Source organism: Kitasatospora sp. A2-31, from assembly GCF_022288725.1.
GTDB lineage: Bacteria > Actinomycetota > Actinomycetes > Streptomycetales > Streptomycetaceae > Kitasatospora.
The window spans coordinates 1-16,747 of the sequence record NZ_JAKNTA010000036.1 but is presented as its reverse complement, the minus strand read 5'-3'; the positions used below and the strand labels follow the sequence as shown (position 1 = coordinate 16,747).

The 16,747-nt window shown below is 75.4% G+C and carries 10 protein-coding genes and 2 pseudogenes; 4 read left to right on the top strand and 8 right to left on the bottom strand.

Annotated features, from left to right (window positions below; all coding sequences use genetic code 11):
* Window positions 1-291 (bottom strand): GTP-binding protein (locus MCM47_RS37905; RefSeq protein ID WP_238951530.1); only part of this gene is annotated, 291 nt, incomplete at its 3' end.
* A 256-nt stretch (window positions 292-547) separates the two neighbouring features.
* On the opposite strand from MCM47_RS37905, the gene MCM47_RS37900 reads away from it, so the two are divergent.
* Window positions 548-1,681 carry a hypothetical protein gene (locus MCM47_RS37900; protein ID WP_238949856.1) on the top strand — a complete coding sequence of 378 codons (1,134 nt, stop codon included), beginning with the start codon at window positions 548-550 and terminating at the stop codon, window positions 1,679-1,681.
* Here MCM47_RS37900 and MCM47_RS37895 read toward each other — a convergent pair.
* The 7 genes from MCM47_RS37895 to MCM47_RS37865 all read right to left on the bottom strand — a co-directional run bounded on the left by MCM47_RS37895 (window position 1,671) and on the right by MCM47_RS37865 (window position 14,697).
* Complete coding sequence (locus MCM47_RS37895; protein WP_238951529.1) at window positions 1,671-3,440, bottom strand: ABC transporter family substrate-binding protein; 1,770 nt, start codon at window positions 3,438-3,440, stop codon at window positions 1,671-1,673. The two genes, MCM47_RS37900 and MCM47_RS37895, sit on opposite strands and share 11 nt — an antisense overlap.
* Window positions 3,441-3,687: 247 nt before the next feature.
* Window positions 3,688-6,300 (bottom strand): SpoIIE family protein phosphatase, encoded by a 2,613-nt coding sequence (locus MCM47_RS37890; RefSeq protein ID WP_255753350.1) that lies wholly within the window; start codon window positions 6,298-6,300, stop codon window positions 3,688-3,690.
* Window positions 6,301-6,521: 221 nt separating this feature from the next.
* On the bottom strand, window positions 6,522-9,089 hold the full coding sequence (locus MCM47_RS37885) for a SpoIIE family protein phosphatase (RefSeq protein WP_238951528.1): 2,568 nt from the start codon (window positions 9,087-9,089) through the stop codon (window positions 6,522-6,524).
* 513 nt (window positions 9,090-9,602) lie between these two features.
* On the bottom strand, window positions 9,603-10,358 hold the full coding sequence (locus MCM47_RS43600; RefSeq protein WP_308222621.1) for an NUDIX domain-containing protein: 756 nt from the start codon (window positions 10,356-10,358) through the stop codon (window positions 9,603-9,605).
* 239 nt (window positions 10,359-10,597) lie between these two features.
* Window positions 10,598-12,163: a DUF4190 domain-containing protein gene (locus MCM47_RS37875; protein WP_238951527.1), complete on the bottom strand. Its 1,566-nt coding sequence runs from the start codon at window positions 12,161-12,163 to the stop codon at window positions 10,598-10,600.
* A gap of 178 nt (window positions 12,164-12,341) precedes the next feature.
* Entirely contained in the window at window positions 12,342-13,160 is an 819-nt protein-coding gene (locus MCM47_RS37870) for a methyltransferase domain-containing protein (protein WP_238951526.1), read from the bottom strand.
* Window positions 13,161-13,314: 154 nt separating this feature from the next.
* Entirely contained in the window at window positions 13,315-14,697 is a 1,383-nt protein-coding gene (locus tag MCM47_RS37865; protein WP_374209274.1) for a hypothetical protein, read from the bottom strand.
* A gap of 169 nt (window positions 14,698-14,866) precedes the next feature.
* Between MCM47_RS37865 and MCM47_RS37860 the strand changes: the two are divergent.
* From MCM47_RS37860 to MCM47_RS37850, 3 genes and pseudogenes are all read left to right on the top strand, one after another.
* Window positions 14,867-15,996, top strand: a pseudogene (locus tag MCM47_RS37860) (dihydrofolate reductase family protein).
* Window positions 15,997-16,403: 407 nt separating this feature from the next.
* Window positions 16,404-16,673, top strand: coding sequence for a type II toxin-antitoxin system Phd/YefM family antitoxin (locus MCM47_RS37855; protein WP_007266282.1), 270 nt, complete (start codon window positions 16,404-16,406; stop codon window positions 16,671-16,673).
* Window positions 16,666-16,747, top strand: a pseudogene (locus tag MCM47_RS37850) (type II toxin-antitoxin system RelE/ParE family toxin); the annotation flags it as partial. The gene MCM47_RS37855 and the pseudogene MCM47_RS37850, both read left to right, overlap by 8 nt.

Genomic DNA, 16,747 nt, shown 5'->3' with positions numbered 1-16,747 from the left:
CAGACCGCGCTCGACCTCGCCACCGAAGTCGGCGTGGCCCGGGGTGTCGATGATGTTGATGGTGATCGGCGCGCCGCCGTCCTTGGGGTGGTACTTGACCGCGGTGTTCTTCGCGAGAATGGTGATGCCCTTCTCGCGCTCCAGGTCGTTCGAGTCCATCATGCGGTCGTCGAGCTGCTGGTGGGCGGCGAAGGCGCCGGCCTGCTTCAGCATGGCGTCGACCAGGGTGGTCTTGCCGTGGTCGACGTGGGCGACGATGGCGACGTTACGGATGTCGTTGCGCGTGGGCATGCCTAGCGGATTCTCCCGGAATCGTGGGTTGCGGCGCCCGGCCCGCGAGACGCCGACCGGCGATCCCTGTTGATCGCCGCCGCCCGTTCCGCCTGCTACTACCGGTCCACCCGCCGGGCAGGACATGCCACGGCTTCCTCCTATCGTACGGGGAACCACCCAGGTGGGCCGAAACGGCGACCCCGGGCGGGACCAAGATCACAGCTGGATCACACACCTTTCACCCGCAAGCCTCCTTCCGTCACCCTGTCCGGCTGTGAAGAACTTCCTCTGGCTGCTGCTCGCCGCCGTGTCGGTGACCGGGCTGTTCCTGACCGGGAGAGCCGACCTCGGCCTCGTCCCGACGCTCTACCTCGCGGGGTACGGGCTCTCGGCCGTCCTGGCGCAACTCTGGGTGCTGCTGACCGCCCGGCTGCAGAGCAAGGTGGTCTTCCTCGTCAGCCTCGGCTACGGCCGGATCGTGGCCGAGGCCGTGATCGGCCGATCGCTCGTCCAGCTCAGGGCGGTCCCCGGCCCGCTGCACGTCAACTGGTGCATATCCCGGGCGCCGATGGCCCGCCTGCGGGTCTGGCTCGGCACCGCCCTCTCCGTCGGTCTCCAGAGCGCATTGGCTCTCTGGCTGGCAACGGGCGGCACGGCGTACTGGCCGGTGGGCGCGGGCATCCTCAGCGCGACTGCCGCTCGGGTCCTGCGATCGCTGCGCGGGACGACCGGAACCGGCCGCATCCTCCTGCTGATGCCCTTCCGGCCGTCCTCGCTGGCCCTCGGCTCCGAGGCCAACATCCGGGCCGGGGTCGCCCTCTGGCAGGGGCGGATCGCCGAGCTGCGGGCCGTGGCTCCGGAGCTGGCCCCCGAGGACAACCCGGACTTCGACCTGGCGGTTCTGGCGCTCGCTGAGGGCCGCTACGCCGACGCCGAGGAACGGGGCCGCCGCTGTCTGGCGCAGGCGGGTTCGCAGGCCGACGCCGTCGACGCCGCTCTGATCATCGGCAGCGCGATCGTGGGGGCGGCGGACGCCGGCGAGCTCCCGCCCGACCGGTACCTGCCCCGGCTGATGACCATCATGGGTGAGTTCAACGGTCCGCCGAAGGCCGTGCTCCGCAACGTCCCCGCCGCGATCGACTTCGCCCGTCTGGAGAACCGGCTAGACGACGCTGTTGCCGCCGGCCATGGGCAGCGCGGAATGTACTTCGCCCGGTTCTGGCGAGCCGAGGCCGACTGCTCGCTGGCCGCCGCGCTCGGCGCCACCGGGCGCTTCGACGAGGCGCGGGTCGCCCTGCAACGGGCCCGGAAGAACTGCCCCGGACTGGCCCGGATCGCCCTGGTCGAGCGGCAGCTGGAGCAGTGGGCCGCTGCTGCGCCGGTGGAGGTCCGCCCCGTCAGGGGGTGAGCAGGCCGATGTCCTGGAAGCGGGGCCAGCCGTAGCCCCAGGCGCCTGCGCCCGCGATCCCGTCGCGGACGGCGACCAGGTCCGGCCGCTGGTAGAGCGGCACCGAGTGGCCGAGCTGCCAGATCCGGGTGTCGGCCTCCTGGAGCAGGGCGAGGCGGGCCGCGGGGTCGAGTTCGGCCGCCGCCCGGTCGAAGAGGCGGTCGATCTCCTCGGTCCCCGTGCGGCCGTAGTTGCTGCCGGCCTCCAGTGAGCCGTCCGCGCCCGGCCGGGGCTTGGCGTAGACGGGGCGCTGGTCGACCGCCGGGGACGGCCCGGCGGGCCAGGAGAACAGGGCGAGGTCGTAGTCGCCGGCGGCCAGGTGGCCGGGGACGAAGGTGTCGGCCGGGACGGCCGCGGCCCGGACGGCGATCCCGGTCTCGGCGAGGTCCGCGGTCAGGGCGTCGGCGGTGCGCCGGGCGGTCGCGGAGCCGGCCGGGAGGAGCAGCGACAGGGCGAGCTCCCGGCCGTCCCTGGTCCGGGTGCCGCCGTGGGCCGGCCGCTTCCAGCCGGCCTCGTCCAGCAGCCGGTCCGGATCGGCGCGGCCGATGGCGTCGGCGTTGTCCCGGTAGCCGTCCTGGTCCTCGGCGAGCAGGTGGCTGCCGAGCGGGGCGCCGGCGAGACCGAGCGGGGCGAGTGCGGCTTCGGCGATCCGCCGCCGGTCGACGGCCCGGGCGAGGGCGAGCCGGACGGACGGATCGGTGAGCGGTCCGCGGGCGGCGTTGAGGGTGAGCTGGGTGAGCGAGGGCGCGGACGCCCGGTGCACGGTGACACCGGGGAGCGATTGCGCGCGCCGCAGCGCCTCGTCGGCGGCCTGGGCCTGGTCGGCCGAGGTGCCGGGGGCCGCCGAGGCCCGGTCGACCGCCGTCGTCACCGGCGCGATGTCGAGCCGGTCCTGGTCGAGCGCGTCCAGCCGCTGCTCGGCCGGGACGGCGAGGAACTCGATCCGGTCGGCCTTGGGCCGCTCTCCCCACCAGAGCGGATTGCGCGCCGCGGTGGCCCGGCCACCGGCCGGGTCGTACCCGGTGAGCCGGAACGGCCCCGCCGTCAGGTGCGGGCCGCCGGCGAGCGGCCGGGTGAAGGCGTCCGGGGTCGCGGTCTCGGCCGCGGGGTAGAGCGGGCCGAACAGCGAGCGCCACTCGGCGTAGGGCTGCCGGAAGGCGACTCTGATCTCGTGCGGGTCGGCCCCCTGGGTGATCGAGTCGATCGCGCCGTACCCGGCCGGCCGGGCGGCCCCGTAGGCGGGGTCGAGGCCGGAGAGCGCGGCCCGCTGGGCGGTGAAGTCGGCCACCGAGAGCGGGTTGCCGTCGCTCCAGACGGCGTGCGGATTGAGCCGGTAGGTGACCACCTGCGGCAGCTGCCCGGGCGGGGTGGACTCGGCGGACTCCAGGTAGTCCGGGTCGGCGACGAGGCGGCCGTGCTCGTCCGGCCGGAACAGCGCGGGGTAGAGGGCGTGCGCGAGCAGCGCCGAGTCGGCGGTCGCGGCGCCCTGGTAGACGTTCAGCGTGGCCGGGACGGCGTCCAGCGCCCAGCGCAGCGTGCCGCCGTCGCGGACGGCGTCCCGCTCGTAGGGGCGGACGTCGCCGGTGACCGCGACCGGGTCCGCGGAGGAGGGGACGGGCGCCGGGGTGCGGGCCGGGGCCGGGGCGCCGGAGCAGCCGGCCAGCGGGCCGGCTGCGAGCAGCAGCGCGGCGGCTGCGGTGGTGAGCGGGCGGACGCGCATGCCGGCCATCGAACGCCGCCCGGCTGCGGCCGGGCCCGCCGACACGTCGGCCGCCCGGTGACTGCACCCGGTCGGCGGAGCCGGGATCGGCCGCTCGCCTGCGGGGCGATGCGGCCCGGTGCCGAGGGTCGGCGGCGCCACCTCCTCCGCCGGCGGCTCGCGCCTGCTCCCTTTCGGCATCTGCCTGTCGGCACCGGTGCGCCCCCTCGGGGCGGGGAGCGGGGACCGGACCGCCGGCCCGGCGCCGCTACAGGGCCAGCTCGAACCAGACGATCTTGCCCTTGGGCGTGCGCCGGCTGCCCCAGCGTTCCGCCAGCAGGCTGACCAGCTGGAGCCCGCGCCCGCCCTCGTCGGTCTCCTGCGCGCGGCGCTGGCGCGGCTGGGCGTAGCCGTCGTCCCAGACCTCGCAGACCATGGTGCGGTCGCGCAGCAGCCGGAGCCGGATATCGCCCCGGCCGTGCCGGAGCGCGTTGGTGACCAGCTCGCTGACCAGCAGCTCGGTGGTGTCGACCAGCTCGTCCAGGCCGCGCGCCAGCAGCCAGCTGCAGGCCAGCTCGCGGGCCTTCGCCACCGAGGTCGGCTCCGGCGGCAGGAACCAGTTGCCGACGGCGTCCTCGGGGAAGGCGTGCACCTTGGCCATCAGCAGGGCGATGTCGTCCTCGCCGTGGTGCGGGATGAGCTCTCCGAGGACGTGGTCGCAGAGGTCCTCCAGCCCCCTGCCCTCGGCGGACAGCGCGGTGCGGAAGGCGCGCAGGCCCTCGTCCAGCTGGTGCTTGCGGCTCTCCACGAGGCCGTCGGTGTACAGGCCGAGCACGGCGCCGTCCGGCAGGGTCAGCTCGACCTCCTCGAACGGCTCGCCGCCGACGCCGAGCGGCAGGCCCGGCGGGACGTCGAGCATCCGAGCCGGCTCGCCGGGGCTGAGCAGGACGGGCGGCAGGTGGCCGGCGTTGGCGAAGGTGCAGCGCCGGGTCACGGCGTCGTAGACCGCGTAGACGCACGTCGCCAGGTAGACCTCGCGGGCCTCCTCGTCGGCGCTCGACGTGAGCCGCCCGTACGGGGTGGGCGTCACCGCGGGCGCGGTGTCGTCGCCGAGGCCGCGGGCGATCTCGTCGAGGGCGGAGAGCACCTCGGCCGGGTCGAGGTCGAGCATGGCCAGGGTGCGGACGGCGGTGCGCAGCTGGCCCATCGCGACGGCGGCCCGCAGGCCGCGGCCCATCACGTCGCCGATGACCAGCGCGGTGCGGTTGCCGGGCAGCGGGATGACGTCGAACCAGTCGCCGCCGACCTCGGTGTTGTTGTTGCTGGGCAGGTAGCGGCAGGCGATCTCCAGGCCGCTGGCGGCCGGGTTGCCCGGGGGCAGCAGGCTGCGCTGGAGGATCAGCGCGCGCTCGTGCTCGCGGCGGTAGAGCCGGGCGTTGTCGATGCAGACGGCGGCCCGGGCGACCAGTTCCTCGGCGATGGCGACGTCGCGGGCGTCGAAGGGCTCGCTGCCGATCGCGCGGGAGAGCTGGACCAGCCCGAGCACCTGGTCGCGGGCGACCAGCGGGACGATCAGGGTGGAGCGCAGCAGCGGGTCGGGCCCCGGCTCGGGGACGACGCTGCGGCCGGTGCGCAGCGCCCGGGCGTGCGGGGAGCGGCGCGGGTAGCAGAGGGTGCCGCCCGCCTCGGCGATCGGCAGGCCAGTGACCGAGCCGAGCACCGACGAGGCACCGCCGACGACGCTGGAGACGGCGACCCGGCGCAGTTCGCCGCTGCCGTCGGTGAGCACGGTGTCGCCGAGCCGCCCGGCGCTGGGCACGCTCTCCCCGGAGAGCAGCGCGGTGTAGAGGTCGACGGTGGCGAGGTCGCAGAACGGCGGGACGACGACGTCCAGCAGCTCCTTGGCGGTGGTCTCCAGGTCGAGGGTGGAGCCGATGTGGGCGCTGGCCTCGTTCAGCAGGGCGAGGTTGCGGCGGACGCCGTCGGCCTCGCGCTCGGCGACGTGCCGGCTGGTGACGTCGGAGACCTGCCCGGCGACGCCCATCGGCTGGCCGGCCGAGCCGTTGAGGCGGTAGAGCGAGACGGCCCAGAGCCGGTTGCCGTCCCGGGTCGGGACGGCGGAGTGGAAGCGCAGGTCGAAGACGGGCTCGCCGGTGGCGAGGACCTTGCGGAGGGCGGCGGTGAGCCGGTCGGCCTCCGAGGTCGGGAAGATGTCGTGCGCGGTGAGGCCTTCGAGGTCGGTGGGGACCAGGCCCATCCCGGAGGCGAAGGCGTCGTTGACGCGCTGCAGCCGCAGCCGCTCGTCGAAGAGGACGAAGCCGGTCGGGGTCTGGCCGAAGACGGCCACCGAGGCGGCGAGGTCGGTCTCGATCCGGCGCAGGCGGCCGAGGTCGACGGCGAGACAGGTGGCGCCGGCGGTGGGCAGCGCGCTGTCGGGCATCAGGTAGAGCTCGGCGAGCCCCTCGCCGCCGGTGGCGTCGCGGTAGGGCGCGGTGCCGACCCACTCCTCTCCGGCCAGCGTGCGCTCCAGCCGGGCGCGGCCGCGCTGCCAGAGCTCGCGCGGGACGAAGGTGCTGATCGGGTCGGCGCCGACCGCCTCGGCGGCGGGCAGGCCGAAGAACTCGGCGGCGCGCTCGCTCCACTGGCTGATCCGGCCGTCGGGGCCGATCGCGAAGGTCGCCACCCGGATGTACTCGTAGATCGAGCCCGGGTCCCCGGCGCCCCACTGGTCGGTGCCGACCGCCGTGCGGGCGGCGCCGCCGGGGCGGTGCGCGGCGGCCGTCGCCGCGCCGTGAGCGGGCAGGTGCGGCGAGCCGGCCTGCCCGGGCACAGCGGCATGACCGCTGCTGCTCGGCGCGTTACGCGCCGGGGTGCTGTTCAACGGACCGACCCCTCCAAACCCGCGACCGTCCGGATGCCGAGAAGACCGAGTATTCATCATCGAGGGGTGCGTTCACACGCCCTCAACATCACAACATCAGATCGGGCGAAGGTTTTTGTCCTACCGCCCGCGCAACCACAATGCCACGCTCGCGCCCCCTGCCGGAGTGCGCGCTCCCCCCGGCCGACCGATGGCATATGCAGCCCCGCTCTACTCGCGTCCTACTCGGCTCCCGACTCGTCGGGCTCATTACCCGGCAGCGCCTGCTCGAACCAGACGACCTTGCCCATGCCCTCCGCCCGGGCGCCCCACCGGAGCGCGAGCCGGCGCACCAGCTCCAGGCCCCGGCCGCCCTCGTCGGCCTCCGCCGCGTGGCGCTCGCGGGGCGGGTCGGGCAGCGGATCGGAGATTTCCACGAGCAGCGTCTCGCCCAGCGTCAACCGTACGCCGATGGGTGCGCTGGCATAGCGGACGGAATTGGTGACCAGCTCGCTGACCAGCAGCTCGGCGATGTCGGTCAACTCCTCGACGCCCCACTCGGCGAGGGCGGCCCGGACCAGCCGGCGGGCCCGGGAGACCGCGGTCGGTTCGGCGGGCAGCGTCCAGCCGGCCGTCGGCGTCCCGGCCTGGCCGTGGCCGAGCCGCGCCAGCAGCAGCGCCACGTCGTCCGGCTCCCGGCCCTGCTCCATGGTGCCCAGGACCGCCTCGCAAGCCGCCTGGATCGACGCGTGGGGCTGCTGGAGGACGGTGATCAGCCGGCCCAGACCGACGTCGAGGTCCTTGTCGCGGGACTCCACGAGGCCGTCGGTGCAGAGCGCGAGCAGGCTGCCCTCGGGGATCTTCAGTTCGACCGCCTCGAACGGGACGCCGCCGACGCCCAGCGGGGCGCCGGAGGGGAGGTCGAGGATCCGGCCGGTGCCGCCGGGCAGCGGGCCGCCGGTCCGGGTGGGCTCCTCCGCCTCGTCGGCCGGGACGACCAGCACCGGCGGGATGTGGCCGGCCTTGGCGACCGTCAGCCGGGCGGTGGCCGGGTCGAACACCGCGTAGACGCAGGTGGCCAGCAGCGCCTCGTCCGGCCCCTGGGCGAGGTCGTCGGCGAGCTCGTGGACGTGCCGCAGCAGCACGTCCGGCGGCAGGTCCAGGGCGGCCAGCACGCGGACTGCGGTGCGCAGGCGGCCCATGGTGGCGGCGGCCCGCAGCCCGTGGCCCATCACGTCGCCGACCACCAGGGCGGTACGGTCCCCGGGCAGCGGGATGACGTCGAACCAGTCGCCGCCGACCTCGGTGCCGCTGCTGCCCGGCACGTACCGGTAGGCCACCTCGACGCCGGTGGGCTGCGGCACCTGCTGCGGCAGCAGGGTGCGCTGGAGGGTGAGCGCGGCGGTGCGCTCGCGGGCGTAGAGCCGGGCGTTGTCGAGCGAGCTGCCGGCCCGGTCGGCCAGTTCTACGGTGAAGGCGAGGTCGTCGCGGTCGAAGCCCTCGCGGTAGCCGGCCCGGCTGACCAGCAGCAGGCCGATCACGATGCCGCGGGCCCGCAGCGGCACCACCAGCATCGAGTGCACGCCGAGGTCGTGCGCCGCCTGCATCTTCGGGTCACCGGGGTAGGTCACGTCGCTCAGCTGGTCGGCACCGGAGAGCAGTTCGGGGACGCCGGTGCGCAGCACCCGGCCGCAGGCGGAGTCCTCGGCGAAGGTGATCCGGGCTCCGCGGCGCAGCATCACCTCGACCTCGGGCCCGTCCTGGACGGAGGCGGTGCCCAACTGGAGCAGCGAGGTGCGGCGGTCGTGGCCGTGCCGGGGCAGGTCGTCACCGTGCGCGACGGCCTGCAGCAGGATGACCGCGGCGTGGTCGGTGAGCCGGGGGACGACGGCGCCGGCCAGCTCCTGGGCGATCCGTGAGGCGTCCAGCAGGTCGCCGACCCGGGAGCCGAACTCGTTCAGCAGGGAGAGCCGGCGCCGGGCGTGCTCGACCTTGGCCACCGCCCGGTAACGCTCGGTCACGTCCATCACGGTGCCGGAGATGCCGAGGACCCGGCCGGCCCGGTCGGTCATCCGGCTGTAGGAGATCGAGCGGTAGCCGGAGCGCGCGGTGACCGGCGAGGCGAGGGTGACGTCGATGACCGGCTCGCCGGTGGCCAGGACCTGGCGCTGGATGGCGGTGATCTCGTCGGCGGCGCGCTCGGGCAGGGTCTCGCCGGTGGTGCGGCCGACGTGGTCCTCGGTGGCCATGCCGTTCATCGCGGCCAGGGTCCGGTTCACGGCGGTGTAGCGCAGGTCGGTGTCGAGGACGGCGATCCCGAGGGGGGACTGCTCGAACAGCGCGTCGCGGACCGCGAGGTCGCGCTCGACGGCCCGGACGGCGGCCGCCTCCGCCAGGTTGACCTGCAGGAACGGGGTGCCGTCGCCGTCCACCAGGAGGGAGATCCGGGCGTCGACCGCCACCGGGACGCCGTCGCGGTCGCGCAGCTCGGCCGGGCCGGTCCAGCGGCCGTGCCGCAGGGTGGCCTGGATCGCGACCCGGATCCGGGCCACCTGGTCCTCGTCCGGGATCAGCTCGTCGATCCGGCGGCCGACCAGCAGCTCGCTCGGCCAGCCGAGCAGTTCCTCGGCGGCCGGGCTCCACAGGACCACCCGGCCGGCGGTGTCCAGGATCGCGATGGCCACCTTCACCACGTCGAGCAGGTTTCCCTCGGCTCGCTCGCCGGAGCCGCCCGGCTCGGCGCCGGCGGCGCCGGGGAACGGCCGGCCGGGCCGGCTGCGGACGGCGGCGGGCGGGGTCACGTCGGCCACGACGAGGGAGGGCGCAGGCCGGCCCGGGGGCTCGGTGGGAGCGGCGGGGGCGGCGGGGGCGGCGGGTGTGGCGGCGGCAGAAGGGTCGGCGGCGGCGGGGGCAGCGGCCCCCGGAGCGGTGGTGTTGCGGCGGCGGCGGCGGCCGGCCGGCGGCTGGGGCGGCGCCGGGCGCGTGCCGCGGCGCAGCCGCGCGCGGGCGGCTGCGCTCCCCCGGGCGCCCGTGCGTCGCGCGCCCCCGCCGCCGCTACCGGTAGTCGACACCGACGGGGCCTCCGGCTCTGGTCGGGATCGGCGTCGCCGGCTGGAACGGCTCACCGATGGTGACGAATAGTGCCGAAAAGTGACATACCCAGCTGAACCCAGGCTATCCCGGCTTCTGGGTCTTCTTGTCCGATTGACCTACCTGGCGTATTGCGCGCGGGGGGCCCAGCTGCTCCGGAGCTCGACTGCCCCCGGCCGGCCGCTCGGAGGGAACGGCCGCCCGAGGGGTGGCGGCTCCTGACGGGCGGTCGCTCAGGCGGACGGGGGTGCCGGATCGAGCAGCCGGGCGAGGTCGGGCAGGACGGCCCGGTCGTGGTCGATCCAGTCGACGTCGGCCAGTTCGCCGGGGCCGAGCCAGCGCAACTCGTCGTGATCCTCCAGCGGCCGGGGCTCGCCGGAGAGCAGCTCGGCCGCCCAGAACCGCAGCTCCAGGCCCGGCCGGACCAGCCAGGCCCCCGGCAGCCGCTGCAGCGCCCTGGCCCGGACGCCCAGCTCCTCCAGCAGCTCGCGTTCGAGCGCCTGCGGCTCGGTCTCACCGGGCTCGGCCTTGCCGCCGGGGAACTCCCAGCGCCCGGCCAGCTCGGCCGGCGCACTGCGGCGGGCGGCCAGCACCCGGCCGCCGTGGATCAGCGCACCGCCGACCACGATCCGGTTCGCCGGCACGCTCGCGCCGGTCGTCGTCGTAGCAGTGGTGCTGGTGGCGGTGGCGCCTGCGACCGCGTCCGCGGACGGGGCCGGGGCCGGGGCCGGGGCCGGGGCCGAGGTCGAGGTCGAGGTCGGGACCGCGGCTGCGGCTGCGGCTGCGGCTGCGGCTGCGGCTGCGCCGATGCCGCCGATCGCCCCGGTGGCCTCCATCGGCCGGGCCGTGGGCTCCACCCAGTACAGCTGCTTGTGGCCGCGCGCCTCGAACCCGGCCGCCAGCTGCTCCGCCTCGTCCCGGGCCAGGCCCTCCGCGACCGGGAAGCGGTTGCCGTTGTCGTCCTGCCGCATCACCCGAAAGGTGTCCATGGCGGCGAGCTTAGGGCGTGCCGGACCACCGCCCGGACCGCGGCGTGACGGCCCGGGCCCCGGCCCGCGTGACGGCCGGGCCCCGGCCCGCGTGGGGGCTCGGGCCGGGGCCGCGTCCACCGGACGCTACGCGCACCGCGCTACCGGCGCGTACGGCCCCTGTTAACGCCGGGTAACCGGCGCGTCGGAGGGCCGGAGGTCCGGCCGGCGCGGCCTGCCCCCGAGCGCTGCGGACGCCGTCAGGCCTGGATGTCGCCGACCTGCTCGCCGGTCGAGAGCCCAAGCTCGCGCCGGATCTCGGTGGTCAGCCTGGTCGACTTCGCCACCAGCGTCCTCGCCCGCCGCACCTCGCGTTCGAGCGCCGTCCCGTCGGTGGTCTTCGCGGCGGTGTCCCAGGCGGTCGCCGCCTCCCGCTGGGCGGCCGCCAGTTCGGCGACCTTCGGCCGGGCGCCCTCCGGCCAGTTCGTCGACGTCCTGGAGAGGTCCTCGGCCTCCTTGCGGGACGCCTCGGCCATCTTCCGGGCCCACGTCCGATACTCCGGGGCCGCCTCGTCGATCTCGGCGTCCGGCTCGTCCCAGTACGCGCTGTTGAAGGCCCGGGCGGCCTCCAGGTAGGCGAGCTGGGCCGGGTTCAGCGCGGCCCGGTCGGTGCGGACGCTCCCGCGGTGCTGGCCGTCGCGGTCCTCGTAGGCACAGGTGACGTCGCGCTCGCCGGACTTCCAGTTGGCCCGGCTCGGGTAGAGGTAGACCTCGTCCATGCCGTCCGGCACGGCCCAGTAGTCGAGCGCGTACTCGTCGAGCACCGGGCCGCAGAGCGCGGCGGCGCGCTCGCGGACCCGGGGCTCGCCCGGGTAGCCCGGGCCGTCGCTCTCGGGGATGCGGGCGGTGCCGGCCACCTCGCCCTGGTGCGGGAGCAGGCAGGGCACCCGGCTCACCCAGAGGACCGACTGGTCCGCGGTGCCGGACCCGCGGCCGGTGCCGGAGTGGTCACCGGGCAGGTTGTAGCAGTCGCCGGCCTTGAGCGAGGACCAGACCACGCCGCCCGGCGGAGCCTTGGGGGCGCGGGCGGGGCGGTCGGCGTCCTCCGTGGCGTCGACGCCGGCGGCGACCACGCCCAAGAGGCCCACCAGGAGCCCGAGCGTGCCGAGCGCACCGAGGACGACACCGGTCACGGCCATGCCGCGGCCGCGCTCGTTGCGCCGGTGGAGCTGGATCAGGGCGACGATGCCGAAGACCAGGGGGAGCGGCCACAGGCAGAGCAGTCCGGTGACCAGCGCGGCGACGGCGAAGCCGTTGGTGGCGCCGGGCTCCTGCGGATAGGCGTAGCCGGGCTGGTAGCCGCTCAGCGCGCCGGGCGGGACGGTGGCCCAGCCGGTGGCGGCGGGCGGGGGGATCCGCCCCGGCGGCGGAACCTGCCCGGCGAGCGGCGGGGCGTACGGCAGGGACGGGGTGTGCGGAGCGGACGGGGTGGCGCCGGGCGCGGGAGCCGCCCAGGGATCGTCGGGCCCGGCGGGCGCGGGGCCGGCGGACACGGGGCCGGCGGGGGGGACCGGCTCCTCGACGGCCGCCGCAGCCGGCTTGGTCAGCTCGACCCGGTCGGCGGGCGCCGTCGCGGCGGCCGGGGCCGCGCCCTCGTCCGCGTCCGGCCCGACCCCCGCCGGGTCCGGCCCGACCGCCGCCGGGTCCGGCCCGACCGCCGCCGTCGCTTCCGCCGTCACCGCCACCTCCGGCCCGGCTCCGTCGGGCGCGGGTGCGGGCGCGGCTGCCGGCGCGGGCGCGGACGCATCGGGCTCGGGCTTGGACACGTTGGACTCCCCCGGCCCGCCGCTCGCGGGCATCAGCTCGGCAGTTCGACTCGAACGCTCCGTGGACCGACCGACCGCCGGGCGGCGGGCGACCATGGGAACGGACGCGCGACTCTACCCGATCTTGCGAAGGGCTCTTCGCGGCCTTCCCCGGCCCACCCCGGCGCCCCGGGCGGAGCTAACCGCGCGCCAGCACCTCCCCGTGCAGCATCGCGAACCAGCCGTCCCCGTTCGCGGCCCAGGCGCGCCAGCCGGCCGAGATCCGCTCCAGCTCCGCGCGGTCCGCGAACCCCTCGGCCACCGCCGTCCTGGCGATGCCGGTGCCCACGATCCGGTCCGCCCACATCCCGCCCCACCAGGCGCGCTGCTCCGGCGTCGCGAAGGTCCAGCTGCTGGACGTGGCGGTCACCTCCGGGAAGCCCGCCGCGCGGGCCCAGGACAGCAGCCGCCGGCCGGCGTCCGGCTCGCCGCCGTTGGCCCGGGCGACGTCCCGGTACAGCTCCAGCCAGCGCCCCAGCTCCGGCACCTCCGGGTACCAGGTCATGCTCGCGTAGTCGACGTCCCGGACCGCGACCACGCCGCCCTCCGCCGTCACCCGGCGCATCTCCCGCAGCGCGGCCACCGGGTCGGCCACGTGCTGCAGCACCTGGTGGGCGTGCACCACGTCGAACTCGCCATCGGCGTAGGGCAGCTCGTGGACGTCGGCGACCTCGAAGACCACGTTGGCCAGCCCGCGCCCGGCGGCGACCCGGGCCGCCGCCTCCAGCACCTCGGCCGAGGTGTCCACGGCCACCACCCGGCCGGTGGGGCCGACCAGCCCGGCCAGGTCCGCGGTGATCGTGCCGGGACCGCAACCGACGTCCAGCACGGCCTGACCGGGCCGCAGTTCGGGCTTCAGGTAGGCCGCCGAGTCGTCGACGGTGCGCGAGCTGTGCGAGCGCAGTACCGGCTCCTGGTGGCCGTGGGTGTAGACGGCGTCGCGTTGTGGTCCGGTCATGGCGGATCCCCCTCGGGTGCGGTCGATCTCCGGCACCTCCGACGCTACTCCCCATCCCGCATGACGAGAAGATTCGTCTCATATGGCGATCTGAGCGCAGCGCGCGAGAGCCCCCGCCGGGGCCCGGGCGGGGGCTCTCCACCTGCAGTGAACCTCAGTTGACGGTAAACCAGGTGGTCCGCGACTTCTTCCACTCCGGGTGGGTGAGGTCCTTGGCCGCGACGCCGTCGCCGTACAGGTCGGCCGAGCCGTCGTCGGTGATCAGCTGCACCCGGGCACCCGGGACGGTGAGGTCCGGCACGTCCGGCACCGCCTCCCAGCCGCCCGCGTCGGAGGTCGGCAGGTCCAGCAGCTTGACCGGCTGCGAACCGGGCCGGCCGTCCCAGCCGTAGAGCGCGTACGGGTCGGAGTTGTCGTCCGCCGCCCACGAACCGGCCACGATGACGTACTGGCCGAGCGCGTTGCGCCGGATGTCCCGGACGGAGAGCCCGCCGAGGTCGAGCTCGATCGGCGTGCCGAACGCGGCGTGCGCCGAACCGCCAGGCAGCGACGAGAAGTTGGTGACCGGCACGATCAGCGCCCGGCCGCCGGTGACCGCCGGGGTCAGCGGCGCGCGGAAGCCCACGTACGCGGTGGTGGTGCTGCCCGGCGCGAACTCCAGACCCTCGACGTTGAAGCCGTCGATCTGCTTGGGCGCCTGGCCGTCCGCCGCGCCCGCCGCGAAGCCGTAGCGGTTCCCGTTGGCCTTGTCCCAGGCGATCAGGTCGGCGCGCAGACCGGTGTACTCGCCCGCGAGCGCCAGCTGGGTGCTCGCGCCCGAGCCGGTGACGGTGGTGGCGAAGACGGTGTGCCGCTCCGTCTTGACGACGCCGTCCTTGTTGTTGCCCAGCGAGCCGGTCCAGTAGATCGTGTCGCCGACCCGGGTGGCGGCCTCGATGTCGATCTCCTTGGAGACGCCGAGCGCCGAGCTGAAGTCCCAGGTGCGCACCGGCGCGCCGGAGGCGTTGCGGTCGTAGAGCCGCAGCACGTTGGACTCGTCGTCGGCCACCACGATGTAGCCGCCGCCAGCGTCCACCGCCGCCGAGGCGTCGCTGGAGCCGGTCAGGTAGCGGCTGTCGGCCGAGTGCTGCACGGCCGGCGAGGCCGCGTAGTGCAGCGTCCTCGTCGCGGTCTTCCCGCCGAGGCCGGTGACCTTGATGGTGAGGTCGGTGTAGCCGACGCCCTGGGCGGCGACCGAGAGGGAGCGGGTCCCGGTGGTGCCGGTGACCGTGACGTCGCCGGTGCGCGCGACCGAGCTGCGGGTGGTGGCGGAGGCGGCGACGGTGAGCGCCGAGGCCGCGGCGCCGCTCTGCGCGACGGTGACGGTGACCGTCGGGTCGCCGGTGGCGCCGACAGCGCCGGAGAGGTAGCCGGCCGAGAGCGTGATCGTGGGAGTGCCGTACGTCACGGCGGCGGCGGATCCGGCGGGCAGCGCGAGCACCGGCAGGGCGGCGACGGCGACGGCCAGCGGCAGCAGGCCGCGGGAGAGACGGGACACGGGGACAGCCCTTCGACGTGGGGGCGGTGCGAGGTCCGGACCAGGGTGGGGCCCCTCAGCGAACGCCGCCCCTCCGCCAGCGGACCGCCGGACGAACAGCAGCCCTCGTACGGCTCCCCGCGGCCGGCGGGCCGTACCGTGGAGCGGCACCCGAGAGAACGGTTCCACCATGACCGCCCCGCGCCCCTTCGTCCTGTTGAGCGCCGCCGTGTCGCTCGACGGACACCTCGACGACGCCGGCCCCGAGCGGCTGCTGCTCTCCAACCCGGCCGACTTCGACCGGGTCGACGAGGAGCGCGCCGCCAGCGACGCGATCCTGGTCGGCGGCAACACGCTGCGCGCGGACAACCCCCGGCTGCTGGTCAACGACCCCGCCCGGCGGGCCGCCCGGCTGGCGGCCGGCCGGCCCGAGTACCCGCTGAAGGTCACCCTCAGCGCGAGCGGCGCGCTCGACCCGTCGCTGCGGTTCTGGCACACCGGCGGCGCCAGGCTGGCGTACACCACCGACGCCGGGGCGGCCGTGCTGCGCCCCGCTCTGGACGGGCTGGCCGAGGTGGTGGCCCTCGGCGGCACGGTGGACCTCGGCGCGGTGCTGGACGACCTCGGGGCGCGGGGGGTGCGCCGGCTGATGGTCGAGGGCGGCGGCGGCGTGCACACCCAGTTCCTGGCCCGGGGCCTGGCCGACGAACTCCAGCTGGCCGTCGCCCCGTTGCTGGTCGGGCAGGCGGACGCGCCGCGCTTCGTCCACCCCGCGGCCTTCCCCGGCGGCCCCGCCCGCCGGATGCGGCTGCTGGAGGCACGTACCGTGGGCGACGTCGTCCTGCTCAGGTACGCCCCGAAGGAGCCCGCCCCGTGACCGCCGACCTCGACTTCCTGCGGAGGGCCGTCGAGCTCTCCCGCCAGTGCCCGCCGTCCGCGACGGCGTTCTCGGTCGGCGCGGTGATCGTCGGCGCCGACGGCGAGGTGCTGGCGGAGGGCTACAGCCGCGAGTCCGATCCGCACGACCACGCCGAGGAGGCGGCCCTGGCCAAGCTCCCGGCCGACGACCCCCGGCTGCGCGGCGCCACCGTCTACAGCTCGCTGGAGCCGTGCGGGCGACGCGCCTCCCGGCCGCGACCGTGCGCCCGACTGCTGATCGCGGCGGGCGTCCCGCGGGTGGTGGTGGCCTGGCGCGAGCCGGCCACCTTCGTCGCGCAGACCCAGGGCGCGGCGCTGCTGGAGGCGGCCGGGATCGAGCTGGTGGAGCTGCCGGAGCTGGCCGAGGCGGCCCGGGCGGTCAACGCCCACCTGCTGGGCTGAACCCGGCGGCCGCGGTCCCGCCCAGCAGCGTCCGGCGGCTCAGGGCAGGTCTGTTCCAACGAGTCATGGTTCCCCATCGAGTGATCGACTGCATCTGATGGCAAGTCGAGAAATCGACCGCCGGGGGAAGTCGATGTCCCGCCGTCTCGAAACCGGACCGCCCGGCCACCGTCCGAGGACGACGGCCGGGCGGTCCCGGATCCACGCAGGGGTCAGACGTTGAAGCGGAACATCCTGGACACTGCTCTGACCTGCAAAAACGGGGTACCGGCGGCTCGCATCCAGCACCGATCCAGCACAGTGGCCGTTCATCCAGTACATCCAGCACGCGCGACCGCGGCACGGCGGGCCGCCCACCACTGCGCACCCCGTTGTGTACACATGGGACGGTCGGTACGCTTGGGCGCATGACGCAGCCACTGCCCATAGAGTCCATCCGCGACGTGCGTGCACACTTGGCGGAGGTCGTGGAGCGCGCCGACCGCGACGACGTGCCCACGGTGATTACGCGCCGCGGCAAGGAAGTCGCCGCCGTGGTCTCCATCGAGGTGCTGCGCAAGTACCAGGAGTGGGAAGAGCGCGAGATCAACCGGATCATCGACGAGCGCATGGCCAACCCCGCACCCGGCATCCCGATCGAGGACATCATGAGGGAGACGCTGGCGCGCAGTGAGTGAGTACCGAACCGTCTTCCGCCCCGAGGCGCAGGCCGAACTCCGGAAGATTCCTCGCGAGATGGCACTGCGCATCC

Coding starts and splice junctions, on each gene's coding strand:
- MCM47_RS37895 (WP_238951529.1), bottom strand. CDS start 3,440: ATGCGCGTCCGCCCGCTCACCACCGCAGCCGCCGCGCTGCTGCTCGCA.
- MCM47_RS43600 (WP_308222621.1), bottom strand. CDS start 10,358: ATGGACACCTTTCGGGTGATGCGGCAGGACGACAACGGCAACCGCTTC.
- MCM47_RS37870 (WP_238951526.1), bottom strand. CDS start 13,160: ATGACCGGACCACAACGCGACGCCGTCTACACCCACGGCCACCAGGAG.
- MCM47_RS37855 (WP_007266282.1), top strand. CDS start 16,404: ATGACGCAGCCACTGCCCATAGAGTCCATCCGCGACGTGCGTGCACAC.